At 63.4% G+C, this 20,591-nt stretch carries 20 protein-coding genes; 9 read left to right on the top strand and 11 right to left on the bottom strand.

The genetic code is table 11. The features are described from left to right. The first annotated feature begins 41 nt into the window (after nt 1-41). Complete coding sequence (locus X907_RS09600; protein WP_127567442.1) at nt 42-566, top strand: DUF2155 domain-containing protein; 525 nt, start codon at nt 42-44, stop codon at nt 564-566. On the opposite strand, the gene aat is transcribed toward X907_RS09600, so the two are convergent. The 4 genes from aat to X907_RS09580 form a co-directional block, all read right to left on the bottom strand. Then, nucleotides 533-1,183, bottom strand: a complete 651-nt coding sequence (aat, locus tag X907_RS09595) for a leucyl/phenylalanyl-tRNA--protein transferase (protein ID WP_127567440.1) — start codon at nt 1,181-1,183, stop codon at nt 533-535. The two genes, X907_RS09600 and aat, sit on opposite strands and share 34 nt — an antisense overlap. Nucleotides 1,184-1,367: 184 nt before the next feature. Further along, on the bottom strand, nt 1,368-2,720 hold the full coding sequence (accC, locus tag X907_RS09590; protein WP_127567438.1) for an acetyl-CoA carboxylase biotin carboxylase subunit: 1,353 nt from the start codon (nt 2,718-2,720) through the stop codon (nt 1,368-1,370). A gap of 10 nt (nt 2,721-2,730) precedes the next feature. Next, nucleotides 2,731-3,222: an acetyl-CoA carboxylase biotin carboxyl carrier protein gene (gene accB, locus X907_RS09585; protein ID WP_127567436.1), complete on the bottom strand. Its 492-nt coding sequence runs from the start codon at nt 3,220-3,222 to the stop codon at nt 2,731-2,733. Between the two features lie 11 nt (nt 3,223-3,233). Then, nucleotides 3,234-3,695 (bottom strand): type II 3-dehydroquinate dehydratase, encoded by a 462-nt coding sequence (locus X907_RS09580; RefSeq protein WP_127567434.1) that lies wholly within the window; start codon nt 3,693-3,695, stop codon nt 3,234-3,236. 138 nt (nt 3,696-3,833) lie between these two features. Here X907_RS09580 and thiS point away from each other — a divergent pair, with 138 nt between their 5' ends. From thiS to X907_RS09555, 5 genes are all read left to right on the top strand, one after another. Beyond that, complete coding sequence (gene thiS / locus X907_RS09575) at nt 3,834-4,070, top strand: sulfur carrier protein ThiS (protein ID WP_249776173.1); 237 nt, start codon at nt 3,834-3,836, stop codon at nt 4,068-4,070. A 5-nt stretch (nt 4,071-4,075) separates the two neighbouring features. Beyond that, complete coding sequence (locus X907_RS09570; protein WP_127567432.1) at nt 4,076-4,375, top strand: hypothetical protein; 300 nt, start codon at nt 4,076-4,078, stop codon at nt 4,373-4,375. Nucleotides 4,376-4,425: 50 nt separating this feature from the next. Next, on the top strand, nt 4,426-4,956 hold the full coding sequence (locus X907_RS09565; protein ID WP_127567430.1) for a hypothetical protein: 531 nt from the start codon (nt 4,426-4,428) through the stop codon (nt 4,954-4,956). Between the two features lie 82 nt (nt 4,957-5,038). Next, nucleotides 5,039-5,851 carry a thiazole synthase gene (locus X907_RS09560; protein ID WP_127567428.1) on the top strand — a complete coding sequence of 271 codons (813 nt, stop codon included), beginning with the start codon at nt 5,039-5,041 and terminating at the stop codon, nt 5,849-5,851. Between the two features lie 308 nt (nt 5,852-6,159). Then, nucleotides 6,160-6,579, top strand: coding sequence for a VOC family protein (locus X907_RS09555; RefSeq protein WP_233352286.1), 420 nt, complete (start codon nt 6,160-6,162; stop codon nt 6,577-6,579). A gap of 15 nt (nt 6,580-6,594) precedes the next feature. Here X907_RS09555 and X907_RS09550 read toward each other — a convergent pair whose 3' ends face one another. The 3 genes from X907_RS09550 to X907_RS09540 all read right to left on the bottom strand — a co-directional run bounded on the left by X907_RS09550 (nt 6,595) and on the right by X907_RS09540 (nt 11,562). Beyond that, nucleotides 6,595-7,323 carry a DsbA family protein gene (locus tag X907_RS09550; protein ID WP_127567426.1) on the bottom strand — a complete coding sequence of 243 codons (729 nt, stop codon included), beginning with the start codon at nt 7,321-7,323 and terminating at the stop codon, nt 6,595-6,597. 28 nt (nt 7,324-7,351) lie between these two features. Next, the gene (locus X907_RS09545) at nt 7,352-8,803 is read right to left on the bottom strand and encodes a M48 family metalloprotease (RefSeq protein WP_127567424.1); all 1,452 of its coding nucleotides are present in this window, start codon (nt 8,801-8,803) and stop codon (nt 7,352-7,354) included. Between the two features lie 116 nt (nt 8,804-8,919). Continuing rightward, complete coding sequence (locus X907_RS09540; RefSeq protein WP_127567422.1) at nt 8,920-11,562, bottom strand: Rne/Rng family ribonuclease; 2,643 nt, start codon at nt 11,560-11,562, stop codon at nt 8,920-8,922. A 572-nt stretch (nt 11,563-12,134) separates the two neighbouring features. Between X907_RS09540 and X907_RS09535 the strand changes: the two genes are divergently transcribed. The 3 genes from X907_RS09535 (at nt 12,135) to prfB (ending at nt 17,234) form a co-directional block, all read left to right on the top strand. Beyond that, nucleotides 12,135-13,388 (top strand): N-acetylmuramoyl-L-alanine amidase, encoded by a 1,254-nt coding sequence (locus X907_RS09535; RefSeq protein WP_170175521.1) that lies wholly within the window; start codon nt 12,135-12,137, stop codon nt 13,386-13,388. 123 nt (nt 13,389-13,511) lie between these two features. Then, complete coding sequence (locus X907_RS09530) at nt 13,512-15,995, top strand: penicillin-binding protein 1A (RefSeq protein WP_127567418.1); 2,484 nt, start codon at nt 13,512-13,514, stop codon at nt 15,993-15,995. Nucleotides 15,996-16,120: 125 nt separating this feature from the next. Next, nucleotides 16,121-17,234, top strand: a protein-coding gene (gene prfB, locus X907_RS09525; RefSeq protein WP_127567416.1) for a peptide chain release factor 2 whose coding sequence is annotated in 2 segments (ribosomal slippage) — nt 16,121-16,189 and nt 16,191-17,234 — 1,113 coding nt in all. Because the reading frame shifts where the segments join, the coding sequence is not laid out codon by codon here. Between the two features lie 91 nt (nt 17,235-17,325). On the opposite strand, the gene X907_RS09520 is transcribed toward prfB, so the two are convergent. From X907_RS09520 to bcp, 4 genes are all read right to left on the bottom strand, one after another. Next, the gene (locus tag X907_RS09520; RefSeq protein ID WP_233352284.1) at nt 17,326-17,802 is read right to left on the bottom strand and encodes a bactofilin family protein; all 477 of its coding nucleotides are present in this window, start codon (nt 17,800-17,802) and stop codon (nt 17,326-17,328) included. A 58-nt stretch (nt 17,803-17,860) separates the two neighbouring features. Further along, entirely contained in the window at nt 17,861-19,093 is a 1,233-nt protein-coding gene (locus tag X907_RS09515) for a M23 family metallopeptidase (RefSeq protein ID WP_127567411.1), read from the bottom strand. Nucleotides 19,094-19,256: 163 nt separating this feature from the next. Continuing rightward, the gene (locus X907_RS09510; protein ID WP_127567409.1) at nt 19,257-20,072 is read right to left on the bottom strand and encodes a ferritin-like domain-containing protein; all 816 of its coding nucleotides are present in this window, start codon (nt 20,070-20,072) and stop codon (nt 19,257-19,259) included. After that, nucleotides 20,069-20,539, bottom strand: a complete 471-nt coding sequence (bcp, locus tag X907_RS09505) for a thioredoxin-dependent thiol peroxidase (RefSeq protein WP_127567407.1) — start codon at nt 20,537-20,539, stop codon at nt 20,069-20,071. Before bcp ends, X907_RS09510 begins: the two co-directional genes overlap by 4 nt. Nucleotides 20,540-20,591: the final 52 nt, after the last annotated feature.

The following is a 20,591-nucleotide window of genomic DNA, read 5'->3' as shown; positions in this document are numbered from 1 at the left end:
ATTGCGCTGGTGAGTATGGGGCGAGGGGAGTTTTTCCAACGATGACATTACTGATCCGCCTTCTGCCCATCTGCGCGTTTGCGCTCGCCAGCCTGATCCTTGTCTCTGCGGCTCTTGCCCAGGAAGGCGATGAGCCCGGCTCGCTGGAGGAATGGGAAGAGGATGTTGAGGAGCCGGACACCGAGCTGACCGCGCCACTGGAACAGCAGGAAGAGCTGCGCCGTGCGCCGCGTTCAGGCGAGCTCAGCTCCCGGCCCGGCACGATTGCGGTCCTGCGTGGCCTCGACAAGGTGACGGCGCGCACGCGCGATTTCGAGGTCAATGTCGGCGAAAGCTACAGGTTCGGCGCGCTGGACATCACTGTGCGCTATTGCCGCCGCCGCCCGCCTGAAGAGCCGCCGGAGGTGTTCGTGTTCATGGAGATCAATGACCAGCGCACGGACGGGTTCGGCACAGCCGATGAGGGGCTGCGCCTGTTTTCGGGGTGGATGTTTGCCTCCAACCCCGCGCTCAATGCGCTCGATCACCCCGTCTATGATGTCTGGGTGATTGACTGCAGGAGCTGAGCCCCGCTCAGGCCCTCCGGCAGGGCGAAGAAATCGCCATCGCCTTTGAGCGCTTCGCGTAACAGCTGGTGATAGGCATTGCGCGTGATGGTCTGCGCGCCGAAGCGTTCCAGATGCGCGGTGATGAACTGGGTGTCCAGCAAGGTATAGCCGCCCGCTTTAAGCCGCGCGACGAGGTGAACCAGCGCCACTTTTGACGCATCGGTCATGCGCGAGAACATGCTCTCGCCGAAGAAGGCGCCGCCGAGACTCACGCCATAGAGTCCGCCCACCAGCTTGCCCTCATGCCAGCATTCCAGCGAATGGGCATGGCCGCGCTCGTGCAGCTCGCCATAGAGATTGCGGATCGGATCATTGATCCAGGTGTTTTCCCGGCCCCGCGCTGGCGCGGCGCAATGATCAACCACGACTGGAAAGCAGCGGTTCACGGTGACGTGGAAGCGGTCCTTGCGCACCTGCTTGGCCAGGCTGCGCGGGATGTGGAACTGGTCGAGCGCGATGACGCCGCGCTCGTCCGGATCGAGCAGGAAGACGCGCGGGTCGTCCCGGTCCTCGGCCATAGGGAAGACGCCGCGCGCATAGCATTCCAGCAGCTCTTTTGCGCCAAAGCCGCGCATTTAGCTGATACTCCGGGCGGAGGCGGAACCGTCTGGGTGTCTCCCCCCGTTTACGGGGGGAGTGCCGCGAAGCGGCGAGGGGGGGATTGCCAGAAAGCTCCCCCCTCCGTCTCGCTGACGCTCGACACCTCCCCCGTAAACGGGGGAGGACATCGGAACCGTCAGGCGTTCCAAAACCAAGGCGCTAAGCCTTCGCGTTGCGCTCTGCCAGCCAGCTCTCCAGCCAGCGGATATGGTAATCACCGCTGATGAAGTCCGGCTCCTCCAGCAGATCGAGATGGAGCGGGATCGTGGTTTCGATACCGCCAATGACCATCTCTTTGAGCGCGCGTTTCAGGCGCATGATCGCTTCATGCCGGTCGCGCCCATGCACGATCAGCTTGCCGATCAGGCTGTCATAATAGGGCGGGATGGAATAGCCGGCATAGAGGCCGGAATCGAGGCGCACGCCGGGTCCGCCGGGCGCGTGGAATTCCGTTACCTTCCCCGGCGATGGGGTGAAGGTGTAGGGGTTTTCTGCGTTGATCCGGCACTCGATGGACCAGCCATTGACCTTGATGTCGTCCTGGGTGAGCTCCAGCTTCTCGCCCGCGGCCACGCGGATCTGCTCGCGCACCAGGTCGATACCCGTGATGAGCTCGGTAACGGGGTGCTCCACCTGCAGGCGGGTATTCATCTCGATGAAGAAGAACTCGCCATTCTCGTAGAGGAATTCCACCGTGCCGGCACCGCGATAGCCGATTGCGCCGACCGCCTTGCGCACAATCTCGCCAATGCGTGAGCGTTCCTCAGGGGTGAGGGCCACGGACGGGGCTTCCTCAAGGATTTTCTGGTGGCGGCGCTGCAGCGAGCAGTCCCGCTCGGCCAGATGGAGCACATTGCCGTGCTCATCGGCCATTACCTGTATCTCGATATGACGCGGCTTGCCGAGATAGCGCTCGATATAGACCGCGCCATCGCCAAAGGCGGCCTGCGCCTCCGTAGAAGCCGTCTGCAGCGCGCTTTCCAGCTTGTCTTCGGTCTCGGCCACCTTCATGCCGCGCCCGCCGCCACCGGCAGCCGCCTTGATGAGGACTGGGAAGCCGACTTCCTTGGCCACTTTGCGCGCTTCAGCCATGTCAGAGATCGCGCCGGCGGAGCCGGGAACGACGGGAATGCCAGCCTCGACGGCGGCTTTCTTGGCGGTGATCTTGTCACCCATCAGGCGGATGGTTTCCGGCTTGGGGCCGATAAAGGTCAGGCCGTGGGCCTCCACGATCTCGGCAAAGCGGGCATTTTCCGACAGAAAGCCATAGCCGGGGTGGATGGCCTGCGCGCCGGTAATCTCGGCAGCGGCGATGATGGCCGGGATGTGCAGATAGGAGCGGCCAGCCGGGGGCGGGCCAAGGCACACGCTCTCATCGGCCAGCTTGACGTGCATGGCTTCTGAATCGGCCTCGGAATGGACCGCCACGGTGCGGATGCCCATTTCCTGGCAGGCGCGGTGGACGCGCAGGGCAATCTCGCCCCGGTTCGCGATCAGGATTTTCTCAAACATCGGGCCGCTCCTAGATGAGGGTGAAGAGCGGCTCGCCGTATTCGACAGGCTGGGCATCGCTGACCAGCAATTCACCGATCTTGCCCGAGCGCGGCGCGGTGATCGGGTTGAAAGTCTTCATCGCCTCGATGAGGAGGATGGTGTCGCCTTCCTTCACGCTCTGGCCGGGTTTGACGAAATTATCGGCGTCCGGGTTGGGGCGCAGATAGACCGTGCCGACCATGGGCGAGTTGACGGCGTTCGCGGCCTTCGCCGCAGCGGGAGCCGGATCGGCAGAGGGCGCAGCTGCCACGGATGCGGGCGGCGCAGCGGGAGCGGCCACCGGGGCCGCCGCCATCGGCGCGGCCTGCGTGTAGACCGGCGCAGGCACTTCGCGCGCCACGCGGATATGCAGCTCTCCTTGCGCGACCTCGATCTCGGTCAGGTCGGTATCATTGAGGATGTCCGCGAGCTGACGGATGAGTTTCGGGTCGATACCGGGTTTGGAGGGCGTGGAAGCCATGTGGAGAACCTTTATGCTTTTGTCTTCGGGCCGGACGCAGCGATCAGCGCGTGGGCGGCCTCTATGCCAAGGATGTAGCTGCGGGCGCCGAACCCGCTGATTGTGCCGGAAACGGCGCTGGAAACATAGGAGTGATGGCGGAACGCCTCGCGCGCAGCCGGTTGGGACAGATGTATCTCTATGGCCGGAATGGCAATCGCCTTCAAGGCGTCGTGCAGTGCAACCGACGTATGGCCATAACCGGCCGGGTTGATGATGAGGGCGGACGCGGCGCGTCCGGCGTCCTGTACATGGTCAATCAGCACGCCTTCATGGTTGGTCTGGCGGAAATCGATGGTCAGGCCCAGCATGCTGGCATGCTCGGCGCACGCCGCCTCGATGTCGGACAGCGTCGCAGAGCCGTAAATCTCCGGCTCGCGCGTGCCGAGCAGGTTGAGATTGGGTCCGTTCAGGATGAAAAGCGGCCTGGCCACCTGTACACTGTCCCCCGGCTGGTCTGTCTGATGCGCCCAGGCGGTGCAAAACCCGGACCGCAGCGCCATATGTCGTTTCTACGACGCCTCGCGCCGTATAAACAAGGACTACCGGCATTTTAAAGGAAACGGGACGCCATGATGAAGACCGCCAGCGCCGCCACTGACACCGCCATTCGCGTGACGCTGAATGGCGAGGCGCGCGACCTGCCCGCCGGCCTGTCGCTGTCGGCCATGCTGACCCATCTGGGGCTGGACCCGCGCAAAGTGGCCGTGGAGCGCAATCTGGAGATCGCGCCGCGCTCGGCCTATGGCGATATTGCGATTGCCGATGGCGACCGGCTGGAAATCGTCCAGTTCGTAGGGGGAGGGTGATAAGTTTGAAAGTGCTGCGCGAGCCGCCGCCCGCCCTGCGAAAGCTGATGGCGGGCTTTCATCAGGACTTTCTGCTCGAGGCTGAACAAGCCGGAGGTGTCGAAGCCGCAATCGCGGGCATGCCAGCCGGTTTGCTTGGCGCCGATGAGCGCGAGAGTCTGAAGCCACTGCTTCGCAAGCTTTTGAACGAGGCCAGCCCTTCAGACCTTAAGGGCCTGATTCACCGAAGTGGTGCCGACCATGTATTCAAGGCTGCTGGCGCGCGCCGCCTATTTGAGCTCTGGGCGGATGCGCTAGGCGCATAGCCGTGACCGGCTGGAAATCGTCCAGTTCGCAGGGGGAGGGTGAGGGAATAATGTCTGGTTCTACTCAGCAGAATGGCCGGCATAATATCGGAGACATCCTGCTTTGCGCACCCATCCGGTATCCGGCCCGCTTCCTTGCATCAGCAATAGCGCTAGTAGTTCTGGTCTCCGTAGTGGCCGAAATTGTTGATGGTGGAGCTTACTTTCTGGTGAGCGCGGCGATTCTTATGCTGATAGCCTTCATCAACACATCCATTGTCTACGTGTTCTCAAGCGCGGGCCGTAGCCTGCCGGTCCTGTTCATCGCCACTACCGGGATATTTCTGCTGACCGGCGGCCTAGTCTGGTCTGTTGGCATAGACGGACTTCTGCCGGGCCAGTTTGCGCTGGTTTTGTCGAGCGTGGTGATCGCCTCAGTCAGCTGTCTCGTGATGATGGTTCTGGCTTCGCGAGCCGTCATTCGGTCCAGACCGGACAAGCAGGAAGCGCTGGACGGCGTGATGATCTTCTTCTGGATAGCCTTTTCTTTGATCGGGCTGTTCCTGCTCTCACGGGAAGCGCGGGAGCGGAAAATCGTCTGACGCTCAGTTCTTTTTTCTGCGGGCATCCTCCCGGCTCATCCGGGGCGTGACGGGCGGTCAATCGCGCGCTAGATAAGCGGCCATGACCGAGAAAACCTCCCCCGACACCGCCTCCACCCTGCCTGAAGACCGTCCCTTCACCGTTGCCGGGCGGACGTTCAACTCCCGCCTCATCATCGGCACAGGCAAGTACAAGAGTTATGCGCAGAATGCCGAAGCGCTTGCAGCCTCCGGCGCGGAGATCATCACGGTCGCGCTGCGCCGGGTGAATTTATCCGATCCGAGCCAGCCCATGCTGGTCGATCATATCGACCCGAAAAAGGTCACCTTCCTGCCCAACACGGCCGGGTGCTTTACCGGCGAGGACGCCGTGCGCACGCTGCGTCTTGCGCGTGAGGCGGGCGGCTGGAACCTTGTGAAGCTGGAAGTGCTGTCAGACCCCAAGCATCTCTATCCGGAGATGGAGGAGACGCTGCGCGCCACGAAGATGCTGATCGCCGACGGCTTCGACGTGATGGTCTATTGCTCTGACGATCCCGTCTATGCCCGCAAGCTGGAAGACGCTGGCGCGTGCGCGATCATGCCGCTGGGCGCGCCCATCGGCTCAGGGCTCGGCATTCAGAACCCGGTCAATATCCGCCTCATCATCGAAGCGGCGAAGGTGCCGGTGATTGTCGATGCGGGCGTCGGCACGGCCTCTGACGCCACTATCGCGATGGAGCTGGGCTGCGATGGCGTGCTGATGAACACCGCCATCGCCGAAGCCAAAGACCCGGTGCGGATGGCCAGCGCGATGAAGCACGCCGTCATTGCGGGCCGCGAATCCTATCTCGCCGGGCGCATGCCCAAGAAGCGCTATGCCGACCCGTCCAGCCCGCTGGCCGGGCTGATTTAGGCGTTCCCATATATCCGTCCATTTATTCGTCATTCCCGCGCAGGCGGGAACCCGGGCCACTCCCGGTGTCTCCCCCCGCCTGCGGGGGGAGTGGTCCGAAGGACCGAGGGGGGGGACATCCCCAAAAGCTCCCCCCTCCATCTGGCAAGCCAGACACCTCCCCCGTGAACGGGGGAGGACACTCCCTGCCGAAATGGGTTCTGGATTTCGCTAACGCCCGACCGGCGGATGACAGGGCTCCCAACACCCTTGATATGCTCCCATAATGTTCCGATTGTTTCTGCGGCTTGGAACAAGGAACCCCGCCCATGATGGAAGCGCGCCTCTCCCTCGTCACGCTAGGCGTGGCGGACCTTGCCCGCTCGAAAGCCTTCTATGAGGCGATGGGGTTCAGGGCTGCGTTCGAGAATGAGCAGGTCGTCTTCCTGCCCATGGGCGGGCTGGTGCTGGCGCTGTTTGGCAAGCACGACCTTGATGCCGACATGGCGCGCGAGAATGCAGGGCATGGCCATATTGCACTCGCCCACAACACCCGCACCGAGGCCGAGGTGGATGCGATCATCGACCACGCCGTGGCCAGCGGCGGCAGCCTGCTCAAAGCCGCGCACAAGGCCGATTGGGGCGGGTATTCGGGCTATTTCGCCGACCCGGACGGCCATGCCTGGGAAGTCGCCTTCAATCCCTACTGGGCGATAGACGCCGAAGGGCGGATCAATATGGGTTCTTGACGGCGCGTTCTCTCGCTAGTCTTCCAGCGCGGCTGCCACGATCCGGTTGAGACGGCCAATATCGGCGCCGGGAATGATCTCATCCCCGATAACGAAGAAGGGCGTACCGCTCACGCCGATCGAGCGTGCCAGCTGATACACGCTATCGAGATGTTCCTCGATTTCCGGCGCGGCCATAGCCTCGCGCAGCGCGTCCGGTTCGATGCCGTGTTCGGCGGCGATATGGTCGATGCGTTCAGCGTTCATCGGCTGGCCGGCCTGCATCAGCGCATCGTGAAAATCGCCATAGATTTCCGGTGACAGAGCCCAGACGGCGAGGGCGGCCCGGGCGGCCTCCTCTGATGCTGCGCCCAGCAGGGGCAGCTCCTTGAACACGACCCGCACACGTCCCTCATGGCGCTCCATCACGCCGGTCAGCCAGTCATTGACCTGTACGCAATAGGGGCAGCGATAGTCGAAAAACTCGACAATGGTCAGATCGGCATTTTCAGGCCCCACGGCCGGGTCGCGTGCGTCGGCAAAGAGGGCGTCGCGGTATTGCTGCGCCCCGGCGGCCAGCTGCGCCTGTTCGCGTGCGCGTGCCCTTTGCTGCAGGGCGACCAGCGCTTCCTCGATCACTTCCGGGTTCTCGACGATATAGCGATGCACGCGCTGATCGAAATCGTCATCGGCGCGCGTCTCCTCGCTGCTGGCAGAGCAGGCGGCAAGGGCAAAGCAGGCGGCAAACGCGATCAGGAGGCGCATAAGGTCACTTTCGTAAAGCGGATGAAGATTAGTTGAAGCTGAGGCCGGTGCCGTGGTCGCGGCTGACGGGTACGAACTGACGGCGCTCTTGCTGAGCCCGGTTCCACTCGCGGATTTCCTGCGGTGTAGGTTCGGCAACCGCAATCAGCTCGCTGGCGCGTACCCAGGCCGGTGTGCCGCCCTCCAGTTCGTCACGGGCACGGCTGGCGAATACAAAGGCCTGCATATTGTTGCCAACGGCGAAGTAGCGCTCTGCTGTTGCCAGCTGGGCCAGTGCCGTCTCGCCGCGCGCTTCGTGCGCCAGCGCCAGCTGGAACCAGGCCCAGCCGTTTTCCTGCTCGCGCGCCAGTGCGAAACGCAAGTGCGAAACGGCCTCATCAAGCGCATCCGCTTCATTGGTGCCTATCAGGGAGGCGGCAAGGTTTACCCGCAATAGCGGAGCGTCGGGCATGAGCTCCACTGACCGGCGATGCGGCGCCACGGAATCGGCTATGCGCCCGCTTTCATACAGCATCTGGCCTTCCAGCTCATGAAAGAACGGGTTTTCCGGCTCCATCTCGATCAGCTGTGCCAGCCGCTCGCGCGCCAGTTCCAGGCGCCCCTGCCGGAAATAGGCTACTGATCGGGCGTATACCGCCTCAACGCTGGTATTGCTCTCCGGGTAGCGATGGAAAACCTGGGCCGGTGCGACGGTAAAGCCGATGATCTTGGCCTGTATGCGGCGGAGCTCGGCGATCTCCTCCGGGCTGTCCACGACATCGGCATAGGGCGATGCCTCTACCCGGCGCCGCATGGCGTCGATGCGCTGGGAGGACAGGGGATGCGAGCGGAAATACTCATAGCGCCGGGCTTCGCTCATTACTTCCTGATAGCGGAAGCGCTCGAAAGTGCTGACCAGCCCGCGAGATGACTGGCCTGTACGGTCCAGAAAGGTGATGGCGGCCTGGTCGGCAGCCGCTTCCTGCGTGCGGGTGTAGCGCAGCATGTCCAGTGTGGCGAACTGCGGCGCGGAGGCAATGATGGCCGCGCCGCCGGCGCCTGCACCGGCCATGGCCGCGACGATACCCAGACCCAGCGTGGCAATCATCGTCGCCATGGCACCGCGTGAACCATCACTAAAACGCACAAGGTGTGCGCCTTCGATATGGCCGATCTCGTGGGCGATAACGGCTTTGATTTCGCCGGGGGTTTCGGCAGTGACGATGGCCCCGGTATGCATGAAGATGTTCTGCCCGCGCGTAACGAAGGCGTTGAACTCATTATTGCCGACCAGGTAGAAGCCGACCGAGTCGCGCTCGAGGCCTGCCGCGTCCAGCAGCGGATCGGTATAGCCGCGCATGACCGCCTCGATCTCGGTATCGCGGATCAGGCTTATGCTCTGGGCCTGGGCGGGCGTGGACGGGAACACGACCATGGCTGCGCTGGCAGCGAAGGCGGTGGCCGTGGTGCAGCATTTCTTCAGGCGGGCAATAATCGTCATGGAGAGATGACCTCCGATCCTGTTTCCACCCCCTGCTTCGCGCTGAACCATAGCCTTTTCATGGCAGATATGCAGCCCGTCAGTGCATGGCACCGGCGGGCTGCATATTTCCCGTATCAGGAACCCAGTCCGAACAGCTTGCCGGAGCGCTGCCACCAGCCAGACCGCTTTGGCCCGGTGCTGTCGCCGGTCTGTGACTCTTCGGCAGGCGCCGCGTCCCCGGCGGCCGGTGCCTCCGGCGCGGATTCAGCCTTCTTGGCGCGCGGTTTGCGGGCCGGTCTGGCCGGTTTGTCTTCCGGTGCCTTCGCTGCCGGCTCGGCCGTGTCCTCTACGGCACTCTCTTCAGCCTTGGCCGCCTTTCGCGCAGGTGCCTTGCGGGTGCGCTTGGGCTTTTCAGCGGCTTCACCGGCGGCCGGTGTTTCGGCTGCAGACTCTTCTGCAGGCGCAGGATCGGCCTTCTTGCGCCGTGTGCGCTTGGGCTTGGGCGCCTCCTCGGCAGGGTCAGGTTCGCCGGACGCGGCAGGCGCGTCAGCCGCCTCAACAGCGCTTTCAGTCGCCGGTGCGGTCTCCGCCACAGCCTGCTTTCGGCGGCGAGAGGGGCGGGTGCGCGAAGGCGGCGTCTCGCCAGAACCAATGGCTTCACTTTCACCCGGCTCGATTACAGACAGGCCCGGAATGTCGGCGTCGCCGCCGGCATTGCTGCCTGAATCCTGTGTGGAGGCTGCAGCCTGATCGCCGGATGCTTCGCCATCACCGCGCCGGCGGCGGCCACGGCCACCCCTGCGGCCACGGCGGCGGCGCTTGCGGCCAGCTTCATCATCGCCGGCATCCGCGCGTGCTGGTGCCGGCTGGCCGCCATCATTTTGCGCCTCGGTGCTTTCGCCTTCGGCGGCGTCTGCTTCGCCGCCCTCCTGTCCGGCTGCATCAGGACGGTTGTCGCCATCGCCCCGGTTGCGTCCGCCCCGGCGCCGGCGCTTGCGGCCACGGCGTTCTTCGCCCTGGCCCTCTTCGTGCGGGCGTTCGCCGGAGACCTCGGCGGCCTCTTCCTCTTCGAGTGAGGCTTCCTCCCTGGCGGCGCGCAGATCGGCCTCGTCCTCGGGGGTCAGCACGGCGGATTCAACGGTCAGCGGCTTGGGAATATAGGGCCCGCGATCACCGTCCTTGCGGGTTTCGAGGCGCTCGATGCGCGATCCGTCGCGTTTCAGATCAATGTCTGTCGCGATGATGACGCGCATGTCGAAGCGCTGCTCGACGGCGCGCAGGTATTCGCGTTTCTCGTTCAGCAGGTAGAGGGCCACCTCATTGGGCAAGTGCAGCGCGATCTTCGATGCGCGCCCTTTCAGTCCTTCTTCCTCGACGCTGCGAACAGCCGCCAGCGCGCTGGATTCCACACTGCGCAGATAGCCGATCCCGTTGCAGTGCGGGCAGGGCTCTGTGGAGCCTTCCACAAGGCTGGTGCGGCGGCGCTGACGGGAAATTTCCATCAGGCCGAACTGGGAAATTTTCGAGGTCTGGATGCGCGCCCGGTCTTTGGAGAGCGCCTCTTTCATCTTCTTTTCGACGGCGCGGACGTTCTTGGAGTCCTCCATGTCGATGAAGTCGATGATGATCAGGCCGGCCAGATCGCGCAGGCGCATCTGACGGGCTGCTTCCTCGGCTGCCTCCAGATTGGTGCGCAGCGCCGTCTGTTCGATATTGCGCTCTTTGGTCGACTTGCCCGAGTTCACGTCAACGGCGACGAGCGCCTCGGTCGGGTTGATGACCAGATAGCCACCGGACTTGAGCTGCGCGACCGGCGAGTAAATCGCCTCAAGCTGGCTTTCCGTGCCGTGGCGCAGGAAAAGCGGCATGTCGTCAGTATAGGGCTGTACCTTCGTGGCGTGGCTGGGCATCAGCATGCGCATGAAGCCCTTGGCTTCCTTGTAGGCTTCCTCGCCCTCGACCAGAACGTGCTCGATGTCCTTGTCATAGAGGTCGCGGATCGCGCGCTTGACGAGGTTTCCTTCCTCGTAAATCAGCGACGGAGCCACGGATTTCAGCGTGGTCTCGCGGATCGTTTCCCACAGCCGGATCAGATAGTCGTAATCGCGCTTGATCTCGAGCTTGGTGCGGGCCGCACCCGCTGTGCGGATGATGAGCCCCATGCCGCGCGGCAGATCGAGGCCCTGAACGGCGCTTTTCAGGCGTTTGCGGTCCGTCGCGCTGGTGATCTTGCGCGAGATGCCGCCCCCGCGGTCCGTGTTGGGCATCAGCACGCAATAGCGTCCGGCAAGCGACAGATAGGTGGTCAGCGCCGCGCCTTTATTGCCGCGCTCCTCCTTGGAGACCTGCACCAGCATGACCTGGCGGCGCTTGATGACTTCCTGGATCTTGTATTTGCGAAGCAGATTGCGCCGCTTGCGGGCAATCTCCTCCATCAGATCCTCGTCATCATCGGCATCGTCGCCGCCATCGCTTTCGGTATCGGCGGTCAGCTCGGCTTCGGCCTCGCGCAGGGCCTGACGGTCCTCGAACGGGATCTGGTAATAGTCGGGATGAATCTCGTTGAAGGCCAGGAAGCCGTGCTTGTTACCGCCATATTCAACGAAAGCGGCCTGAAGCGAGGGTTCTACGCGGGTGACCTGGGCGAGATAGATATTTCCACGGATAGGGCTGCGGGAGGCCGACTCAAAGTCGAAATCCTCAACGCGGTTTGAATCCACAATGACCACCCGGGTTTCTTCCGGGTGGGAGGCATCGATCAGCATTTTGCGGGACATAAAGGCGTGCTCCGGTGCGCGCGCCAGCACGAATCGCCCGGCCATTGAAGGCCAGGGTGACAGGCTGGGCGCTGAGTTGGGAGCGCAAGGGCGGCGTCGCTTCAGAAGGGAGTGAAGGGAAAGCACGCGCCTGGCGCATGTTCAAGGTTCCTTGTCGGCCTGCCCGGCAGCCCCCGGCATGCAGGGGCAAAGCGCGGAACAGGCCGCTTTGACTGGTCTGGGGCGCGTGCGCGCAGAACCGGATAAGCGGCCCGCGGCGTCTGCCCGGTAAATCTTTGCTGCCCCGTTGGTCCGCTTCAGAAGCCAGTGGCGTTGGCCAGACTCCGTTTCGCGCGGGGCGAGGTAGTGAAGCGTGTCAGGCGCCAGCAAATGCCGGACTGGCTGACAGCGTTATCAACACCGAAGCACACCATGCACCATTCGCTCCGGGATGAAAAGCAAGCTTATCCGTGCTAGCCAGCGATTATCGTTACGCGCTGGTAACCGAATCGAAACCGGCGCGTGGTATCTTCTGTATGAGACCTGCGTTCAAGCAGGCCGCATGAGGGTGCAATTTACAGAGGGTGATGGCGGTGGCGACCAGCAAGGGACTATCGAGCCTCACGGCATGCGCGGCGGCGTTGCTGGCCATGCTGGCCGCCGGATTCGCCTATGCAGACGAGATCGTCGCTGTGCGCTTTGGTGTACACGACACCCATACCCGCATCGTCATCGAGACCCGCTCCGAGATGGAGTTTCGCGCCTTTGCCTCCGGCGAAGTATCGCCGCGGCTTGTTGTCGACATACCCGGTGCCGGCTGGGCCGTAAGCGGTCTGGATGGCGGGCAGGGGCAGGGACACGGCCTTGCCGGACGCTTCCGCTTTGAACCGGCCGCGCAGACACCCCGCCTGATCTTTGACCTTACCGAGAGCGCGCGGGTGCGCGAGAGCTTCAGCCTGCCTCCGGGCGAGGGCGGCCACCGCATCGTCATTGACATCGAACCGGCGCCTGCCGCGGTCGTTACGGCCAGTACGGGTTTCGATGTCGCGGGCCATACGCTGACGCAATATCTGGCCGAGCGTGTGCAGGTATCGTACGTGCCGCCGCGCTGCGAGCGCCCGCGCATCGTCATCGATCCCGGCCATGGCGGGCGCGATCCGGGCGCGCCTGGCCGGTTTGGCGGCGTGTCGGAATCACAGCTGGCGCTGGCTGCCGGACTGGCGCTGCGTGACATTTTGAATGCGCGTGGCCGGTATGAAGTCATCATGACGCGTGACCGGGACATTTTCCTGGAGCTGGATGACCGCATCCAGGTGGCGCGCCGGGCGCAGGCCGACATCTTCATTTCCCTGCACGCCGATGCCGCACCGAACGGTGCTACCGGGCCGCGCGGCGCGGCTGTCTACACGCTGTCGGATTCGGGCACCAACCGGGCGCGTAACCGCGCGCGTCAGGACGGTGAGTGGCTGCAGACCAGCGCATCGCGCACCGAGCAGGTGAACAATCTGCTGCTGGAAATGTCACTGCAGGAAAAGCGCAATCAGTCGCTGATCTTCGCCGCTTCAATTCTGGAGGCATCCTCCTCGATCACGCCGCTCTTCCGGCACGAACCACTGGAGCGGGGCTTCTGGGTGCTGCTGGATTCCCAGATACCGGCCGTTCTGTTCGAGATGGGCTTCATGACCAACCCGGACGACTCGCGCAATCTCAACACCCCGGCCTACCGCCAGCGCCTGATGACAGCTGTGGCCGATTCCATCGATAGCTATTTTGCCGTCTGCAACAATTCCGGGCCGGTGCGCACAGCCGCTGCGGGCAGCAATGCCGGTGGTCCGGCGCTGCGCTAGTACACTTGCCTGAAACCGGCTTGGACGGATCAGGCTCATCACGTCATAATGCCGCCGCAGTGAGGGGCATGGTCTGCTGCCGCGGCCATCAGGCAGGCGGCATGGGCTGGACGGGCGATATACATGGCAGTTTTCAGTGTGAAAAATTTCGGCAAGCTGGCCCTCTGGGCAGGATCAACCATCGCCATCGTGGGCATTGTCGCTCTTGTGGCGGTGTCGATCTATGTCGTTCAGGTCACCGAGGACCTGCCAGACTATGAGCAGCTGGCCGAGTACGAACCGCCCATCATGAGCCGGATGCATGCCGGTGACGGCCTGCTGATTGCGGAATATGCCTTCGAGCGGCGGGTCTTTGTGCCGATTGAGGCCATTCCGCCGCACGTGGTTGAAGCCTTCCTCGCTGCCGAGGATGCCAATTTCTACAATCATGGCGGTATCGATCTGACGGGTATGGTCCGCGCCGCGATTGCCAATATCGGCAATATCCTCAATGGCAGGCGCCTTGAGGGCGGGTCGACCATCACCCAGCAGGTTGCCAAGAACTTCCTGCTCACCTCCGAACAGCGCGTTGGGCGCAAGGTGCAGGAGATGGTGCTGGCCATGCGCATGGAGCGCGCCTTCACCAAGGACCGCATTCTGGAGCTTTATCTCAACGAGATTTTCCTCGGCAATCGCGCCTATGGGGTGGCGGCTGCTGCGCTGAACTATTTTGACAGCTCGCTGGACGAGCTGGAGCTGCACGAGATTGCCTATCTCGCAGCCCTGCCCAAGGCGCCGAACAACTACCACCCGGAGCGGCGTACCGAAGCGGCCATTGCCCGGCGCAACTATGTGCTCGCGCGCATGCACGTCAACGGCTTCATCACGGAAGCGGAGATGCGCGAAGCGCAGGCCCAGCCGCTGGAAACTGTCCGCCGGCTGCAGGGCGAGACCTATCTGGCTGCGGAATATTTCGTCGAGGAAGTACGCCGCGAGCTCTTCAATATGTATGGCGAGGAGCAGCTTTATTCCGGCGGCCTGTCGGTGCGCACCTCGCTCAATACGCGGGCCCAGCTGGCAGCCCGCTCGGCGCTGCGCGCAGGCCTGCTGGAATATGACCGCCGCTACGGCTATCGCGGACCTCTGGCCACGCTTGAGGATTTTGATGCCTGGCCGGAACAGCTGGCCGACATCGAGGTGCCGCGCGATCTCGATGAAGGCTGGACCCACGCCGTGGTGCTGGAAGTGCGCGATGGCGATGTGTCGATCGGTATGGCTGACCGGGCCAGAGGCACGATACCGTTGTCCGAGCTGAGATGGGCGCGCCGTCCGTCGCGATCCTCCACGACCAATTTCCCGGTGCTTGGCCCGTCCATACAGCGCGCATCTGATGTGCTGGAACTGGGCGATGTGGTGCTGGTACAGCGCCTGTCCGAAGACGGCGAGGAGTACGCCCTGCGCCAGGTGCCCGAGGTCAATGGCGCGGTGATGGCGCTTGATCCGTATACCGGCCGGGTGATGGCCATGATTGGCGGCTATTCCTTCCAGCAGAGCCAGTTCAACCGTGCCACGCAGGCGCGCCGCCAGCCCGGCTCCTCGTTCAAGCCGTTTGTGTATGCTGCCGCGCTGGACAATGGCTTTACGCCCGCGAGCATCATTCTGGACGCGCCGTTTGCGGCGACAGGGGGCGGGGATGCCCGCTTCTATCGCCCGTCCAACTATTCAGACCAGTTCTATGGCCCGTCGACCATGAGGCTCGGGCTGGAGCTGTCGCGTAACGTCATGACCGTGCGTCTGGCGCAGGATACGGGCATGGAGCCCATCGCCGAATATGCGCAGCGCTTCGGGATTTACGACCGGATGGACCCGGTGCTGTCCATGTCCCTTGGCGCAGGCGAGACGACGCTGTGGCGCCTGATGAGTGCCTATGGCGCGCTGGTCAATGGCGGGCGGCGTGTGACGCCAACCCTGATCGACCGGGTGCAGGACCGTACCGGCCAGACCATCTATGTACACGACCAGCGTGAATGCGTGGCATGCGATGTGGAAGAATGGCGCGACGGGCTGGCCGAGCCGGAGCTTGCCGAGCTGGGCGAGGAGGTCGTCGATCCCGTCACGGCCTATCAGGTTGTCTCCATGCTGGAAGGCGCGGTGCGCCGCGGCACAGGCAGCGCGCTGAACGCGCTTGGCCGCCCGGTTGCCGGCAAGACCGGCACGACCAATGAATTCCGCGATGCCTGGTTTGTCGGCTTTACGCCCGACCTGGTGGTCGGTGTGTATGTCGGTTTTGACACGCCGGCGCCGCTGGGTTCCGGCGAGGCGGGCGGCCGAGCCGCTGCGCCGATTGCGCGCGATACCTTCGCGCCGATCCTTGACGACTATCCTGTTGCGCCGTTCCGTGTGCCTGAAGGGGTGCGCCTGGTGCCGATTGATGCGCGCTCGGGCGAACCGTCCGTGCTCGGCCGGGCAGGCGTGATCCTTGAAGCGTTCCGTCCCGGTACCGAGCCGGTGCGCGGGGCCAGCCGCGAGGAAGAGACGCTGAGCTTTGGCTCGGGCCGCCTGCGTGAGGGCGAGCGCGAGGACAGCGAAACGCAAGATGCGCAGGAAAGTCTGGACGGAATTTACTGATCAACGCGCCGGGGCAATGACTGCCGATACAGCGCGGGCCTTGTGTGGTCCGGCCGTGTTGGCTATGCGCCTTGTGGCCCCATGTTCCGGGGCGATTTTACTTTCCGCAGCGAAACGGGTTTCTCATGCGCGCTGACATCGCGTCCTTCAAATCCTCCATCGAGCAGTCACTGGAACTGCTGAGGAGGCGTCTTTGACTGGGATCAGGCTGAAGCACGCCTTGATGAACTGAACGCGCGCGCGGAAGCGCCTGACTTCTGGAATGATGCTGCCCGCGCGCAAAGCCTGATGCGCGAGCGCAACCAGCTCGACCGCCAGATGACCACGGTCCGCGAGATCGAGGCAGAGCTGTCCGAGACGGTGGAGCTGGCAGAGCTTGCCGACATTGAAGGCGATGAGGACCTCTATCAGGAGGCCGTGACGGCGCTCAAGGCCGTGCGTGAGCGGGCAGGGCGCGCAGAGCTGGAAGCGCTGCTGTCTGGCGAAGCGGACGGCAATGATTGCTATATCGAGATCCATCCGGGCGCGGGCGGTACCGAGGCCCAGGACTGGGCTGCGATGCTGACGCGGATGTATTCGCGCTGGGCGCAGAGCTCCGGCTACAAGGTGGACGTAATCGAGGAGCAGGCAGGCGAGGAAGCCGGCCTGAAATCGGCAACCCTGCTCATCAAGGGCGAGAACGCCTATGGCTGGCTGAAAACCGAGGCGGGTGTTCACCGCCTGGTGCGCATATCGCCCTATGACAGCTCAGGGCGCCGCCATACCAGCTTTGCCAGCGTCTGGGCCTATCCGCTGATCGATGACACGATCGAGATCGAGATACTCGACAAGGATGTGCGTACCGACACGTTCCGCGCCTCTGGCGCAGGCGGCCAGCACGTCAACAAGACCGATAGCGCCATCCGCCTGACCCACGAACCGACGGGTATTGTGGTGCAGTGTCAGGCTGACCGCTCCCAGCACAAGAACCGCGACACGGCGTGGAACATGCTGCGTGCGCGCCTGTACGAGCTGGAGCTGCAAAAGCGCGAGGCGGCCGCGCAGGCAGAGGCCGACGCCAAGACGGATATCGGCTGGGGCCACCAGATCCGCTCCTACGTCCTGCAGCCCTATCAGATGGTCAAGGATTTGCGGACAAACGTCGAAACCTCCGATACGCAGGGCGTGCTGGACGGGGATCTGGATGCCTTCATGGCCGCGGCCCTCGCTGCGCGCGTCGGCGGGGAAGCGGAGGCCTGACGCGCAACCACCGGGGCGCGATTGGCAAGAAAACAAAAAAAGGCGGCTCAATTCGAGCCGCCCTTTATCGTATTGGCTTGTGACGTAAGGCCTATGCCTTGGAGGCGAACGGGTCGCTATTGGCCGCTGCTGCCGGGCGCGGCGCTGCCGCTGCAGAGCTCGGCGGGGCGGGCGGCATGGAGGAGGCGGCCACTTTCGGCTTGTCCTGCGTGATGGAGTCCGCGCTACCTGATTTCTTGTCAGCGAGCGGATCGGACGAACGGCGGCAATGGCCGTCAAAATACGCACCGCTTTCAACGGCGAGCGTGGCGTGAATAATGTCACCTTCGATGCGGGCGGTCGCGGCGAGCTGCACCTGACGGGCGCGCACCGAGCCTTCAACGCGGCCGCGTACAACGACGCTTTCGGCCACCACTTCGCCCTTTACCGTGGCTTCCTCTCCGATGCTGAGCGATCCGGCGCGAACATCGCCCTCGACGACGCCATCGAGCTGAACCTCGCCTTCGGAGGAGATGGAGCCCGTGATCGTCAGATCAGCGCTGAGAATGGAGGGGGCTTTCGATTTCATGGCGGACCTTTTTGCTGGGGGCGGCGGGCTTCCCGTTTCCGGGGCGGGGGAGGCCTTTTTATTGAACATAATGTCCTGCTCTCAAGAAACGCTCAGGGTCCAGGTGGTTACCCCTGAACCAGACTTCGTAGTGAAGATGCGTTGCTGTCGAACGCCCGGTCGTGCCCATTCCTCCAAGGCGCTGGCCTGCTTCCACCACATCACCGCGGCGAACGTCGATCGTGTGCAGGTGCGCATAGCGCGTCCTGAACCCGTAGCCATGGTCGATCTCCACGGTTCTACCATAGCCCGAGCGCCAGCCTGCGTAAACGACACTGCCCGCTGCGCCAGCAGTAATCGGCGTGCCGCGAGCACCTGCGAAGTCGCGTCCGGTGTGGAAGGCGGGACGGCGGGTGAACGGGTCAATGCGTGAGCCGTAAGGGCTGGTATCCCGGTACGGTCCCGAAACCGGAAGGTTTAGCGGCGTCGCGGAAAGTGCGCGTTCCAGCTCTTCCAGTTCGACGAGCCGGGATGCGATACGCGCCACGCGCGCATTGAACGGATCGGACAGATCCAGCCCTTCGCCCATGAGGGCGGCGTTGTCGAGCGCCACAAACGGTCCGCCGGTGCCGCCATCGCCGGACCGGCCTTCACGTACCACTTCCTCGAGGCGCAAACCCGTGAGGCGCAGGACTGCGCGCAAATTCTCCAGCCGGGATTCGGCGGACTCTTCCGCCTGGGCCAGCGCGTCTTCCTGATCGGTCATCAGGCCCGCCACGCGTTCTTCGGCGGGGCTTCCATCGCCTGAATGGGCGACGGTGCGGATCAGGGATTCGCGCGGCGCCGCTTCAGCGGTGCTGGCAGCCATCAGAATACGGCCATTATCGAGGCTGGGGCTCAGCTGGCGTTCGCCAATCTGCAGGTCTTCGGCGAAATCAAGCAGGCGGCGGACCGTGTCATGGCGCACCTGGAATTCGCCGGCTGTGCGGTCGAAAGCGTCGCTGCGTGACTCCAGGAAGGCGATGGCCGCGGCCTCTGCCGCGCGGGCTTCTTCAAGCTGTGCCTGATAAGCGGTGATGGTTTCGTTGAACCGGGCCGAGCGGATCATCTCCGTCCGGCTCTCAAGGATCATGTTGACAGTGGAGATAGTGAGCCAGATGGCGAGGCCGCATGCGGCCGCCAAGGCTCCCACCTGCATCTCCGTGGTCACGGCGAAGTATCGCACGTGGCCATCACTGCGATGGTATATCTGCCGGTCCGGGAAGCGTTGCTTTATCAGCTCCCATGGGCCGGCGAGAAGACGTTTCACCATGCGCTCCCGCCCGGTTTTTCGTTGAAATCCCGCCTCGAAGACGAAACACTCGCACAGTAATGTGACGGTTTTCAACCAGTTCCATGCAATCGGATGCAACCTTCGGGCCGTATCCGCGTTGGGCAAAATTAAATCTTTTTTAATTCAAAGTGTTAAGCGGTCATTACGGAAGCAGTGTTTCGTAGAAGTCCGGCTCGAGTCCCGCTTCGGCGCGTGCCAGAGCGTTGACAGGCAGCTTCAAGCCGCCGGGGAATCGTTCCCGGACGAGGCGATGGAAGGTCTCGCGGGCGTTCTCGCCCCGCTGCTCGCAGACATGGTCCAGCCAGCGCCGTCCGGCGGCGACATGGCCGATCTCCTCAGTGTAAATCGTCCTGAGGATGTTCGCGCTGTCATCATCACCTGCGGACTGAAGACGCTCGATCATGCCCGGCGTCACGTCCAGCCCGCGCGCCTCCAGCACCAGAGGGGCAATGGCAAGGCGCGCGGCAATATCGTCCGACGTCGCCATCGCCGCAGCCCACAGCCCGTCATGAGCGTCCAGATCGCCATAGGCCGTCCCCAGTTCTGACAGGCGGACACTGACCATCTGGAAGTGGCGTGCCTCGTCGTCGCCAATGCGGATCCAGTCAGTGAGGAAGGCATGACGCGCATCTCCCTCCAGTTCGGCCGCGCTGCCAAACCGGAGGGCCATGTCAAACGCCAGATCAATGGCGTTAAACTCGATATGGGCCACGGCGTGCAGCAGGGCCGCGCGTCCCGCCTCGCTGTTCAGGCGGCGGCGCGGCACGCGCGCAGGCGGGACGAGACGGGGTCGCTCCGGCCGGGCCGGGCGGTCCGGCACATGATCGTGCCAGTCCGGGTCAAAGGCCAGCGCGCCGCCGTCCCACAGGGATGCGGTTTCGCGTGCGCGTTGCGCCTTCGCCTGCGGTTCTGCGCTCTGCAATACGGCAATAATGGCATCCTGGGCAGAAACGCTCACGAGCCGGACTTCACCGTTTCGAGCACCTCTTCGACGTGGCCGGGCACCTTTACCTTGCGCCAGACCGCTTTCAGCTTGCCGTCCGGGCCGATAAGGAAGGTGGAGCGCTCAATACCCCAGTACGTCTTGCCGTACATCTGCTTTTCCTGCCAGACGCCGTAGCGCTCGGTTACATCGCCTTCGGCATCGGAGGCCAGTATCACGGCAAGTTCATGCTTGGCGCGGAACTTGCCATGTTTGGCGACTGTATCCTTGGATACGCCGATCACAACTGCACCTGCCGCCTCGAACTCGTCAATTTTGCCGCTAAACCCGATAGCTTCCTTCGTGCAGCCCGGAGTGTCATCTTTCGGGTAGAAATAGAGAACCACGCTCTTGCCCTTGAAGTCAGACAGCGAAACAGTGCCTGCACTGTCGGTGGGCATCGAGAAGCCGGGGGCTGCGTCGCCGGGTTTGAGTGTGCTCAAGAGTTTACTCCCTGGTTTGCTGACAAGTGTGCCGATTGGTTCCGGGCAAGAT

It is taken from the genome of Glycocaulis alkaliphilus (assembly GCF_004000605.1).
GTDB classification, from domain to species: domain Bacteria; phylum Pseudomonadota; class Alphaproteobacteria; order Caulobacterales; family Maricaulaceae; genus Glycocaulis; species Glycocaulis alkaliphilus.
Note: the sequence above shows the minus strand (reverse complement) of the source record. Positions and strands in the feature narration are given on the sequence as shown.

What these genes read in the sequence shown, in the direction of transcription:
- thiS (WP_249776173.1), top strand. Translation starts at nt 3,834, where the DNA reads ATGATGAAGACCGCCAGCGCCGCCACTGACACCGCCATTCGCGTGACG.
- X907_RS09545 (WP_127567424.1), bottom strand. Translation starts at nt 8,803, where the DNA reads ATGACGATTATTGCCCGCCTGAAGAAATGCTGCACCACGGCCACCGCC.
- X907_RS09540 (WP_127567422.1), bottom strand. Translation starts at nt 11,562, where the DNA reads ATGTCCCGCAAAATGCTGATCGATGCCTCCCACCCGGAAGAAACCCGG.
- X907_RS09555 (WP_233352286.1), top strand. Translation starts at nt 6,160, where the DNA reads ATGATGGAAGCGCGCCTCTCCCTCGTCACGCTAGGCGTGGCGGACCTT.
- X907_RS09520 (WP_233352284.1), bottom strand. Translation starts at nt 17,802, where the DNA reads ATGAAATCGAAAGCCCCCTCCATTCTCAGCGCTGATCTGACGATCACG.
- accB (WP_127567436.1), bottom strand. Translation starts at nt 3,222, where the DNA reads ATGGCTTCCACGCCCTCCAAACCCGGTATCGACCCGAAACTCATCCGT.
- X907_RS09530 (WP_127567418.1), top strand. Translation starts at nt 13,512, where the DNA reads ATGGCAGTTTTCAGTGTGAAAAATTTCGGCAAGCTGGCCCTCTGGGCA.
- accC (WP_127567438.1), bottom strand. Translation starts at nt 2,720, where the DNA reads ATGTTTGAGAAAATCCTGATCGCGAACCGGGGCGAGATTGCCCTGCGC.
- X907_RS09600 (WP_127567442.1), top strand. Translation starts at nt 42, where the DNA reads ATGACATTACTGATCCGCCTTCTGCCCATCTGCGCGTTTGCGCTCGCC.
- X907_RS09565 (WP_127567430.1), top strand. Translation starts at nt 4,426, where the DNA reads ATGTCTGGTTCTACTCAGCAGAATGGCCGGCATAATATCGGAGACATC.
- X907_RS09560 (WP_127567428.1), top strand. Translation starts at nt 5,039, where the DNA reads ATGACCGAGAAAACCTCCCCCGACACCGCCTCCACCCTGCCTGAAGAC.
- X907_RS09550 (WP_127567426.1), bottom strand. Translation starts at nt 7,323, where the DNA reads ATGCGCCTCCTGATCGCGTTTGCCGCCTGCTTTGCCCTTGCCGCCTGC.
- X907_RS09515 (WP_127567411.1), bottom strand. Translation starts at nt 19,093, where the DNA reads ATGGTGAAACGTCTTCTCGCCGGCCCATGGGAGCTGATAAAGCAACGC.
- aat (WP_127567440.1), bottom strand. Translation starts at nt 1,183, where the DNA reads ATGCGCGGCTTTGGCGCAAAAGAGCTGCTGGAATGCTATGCGCGCGGC.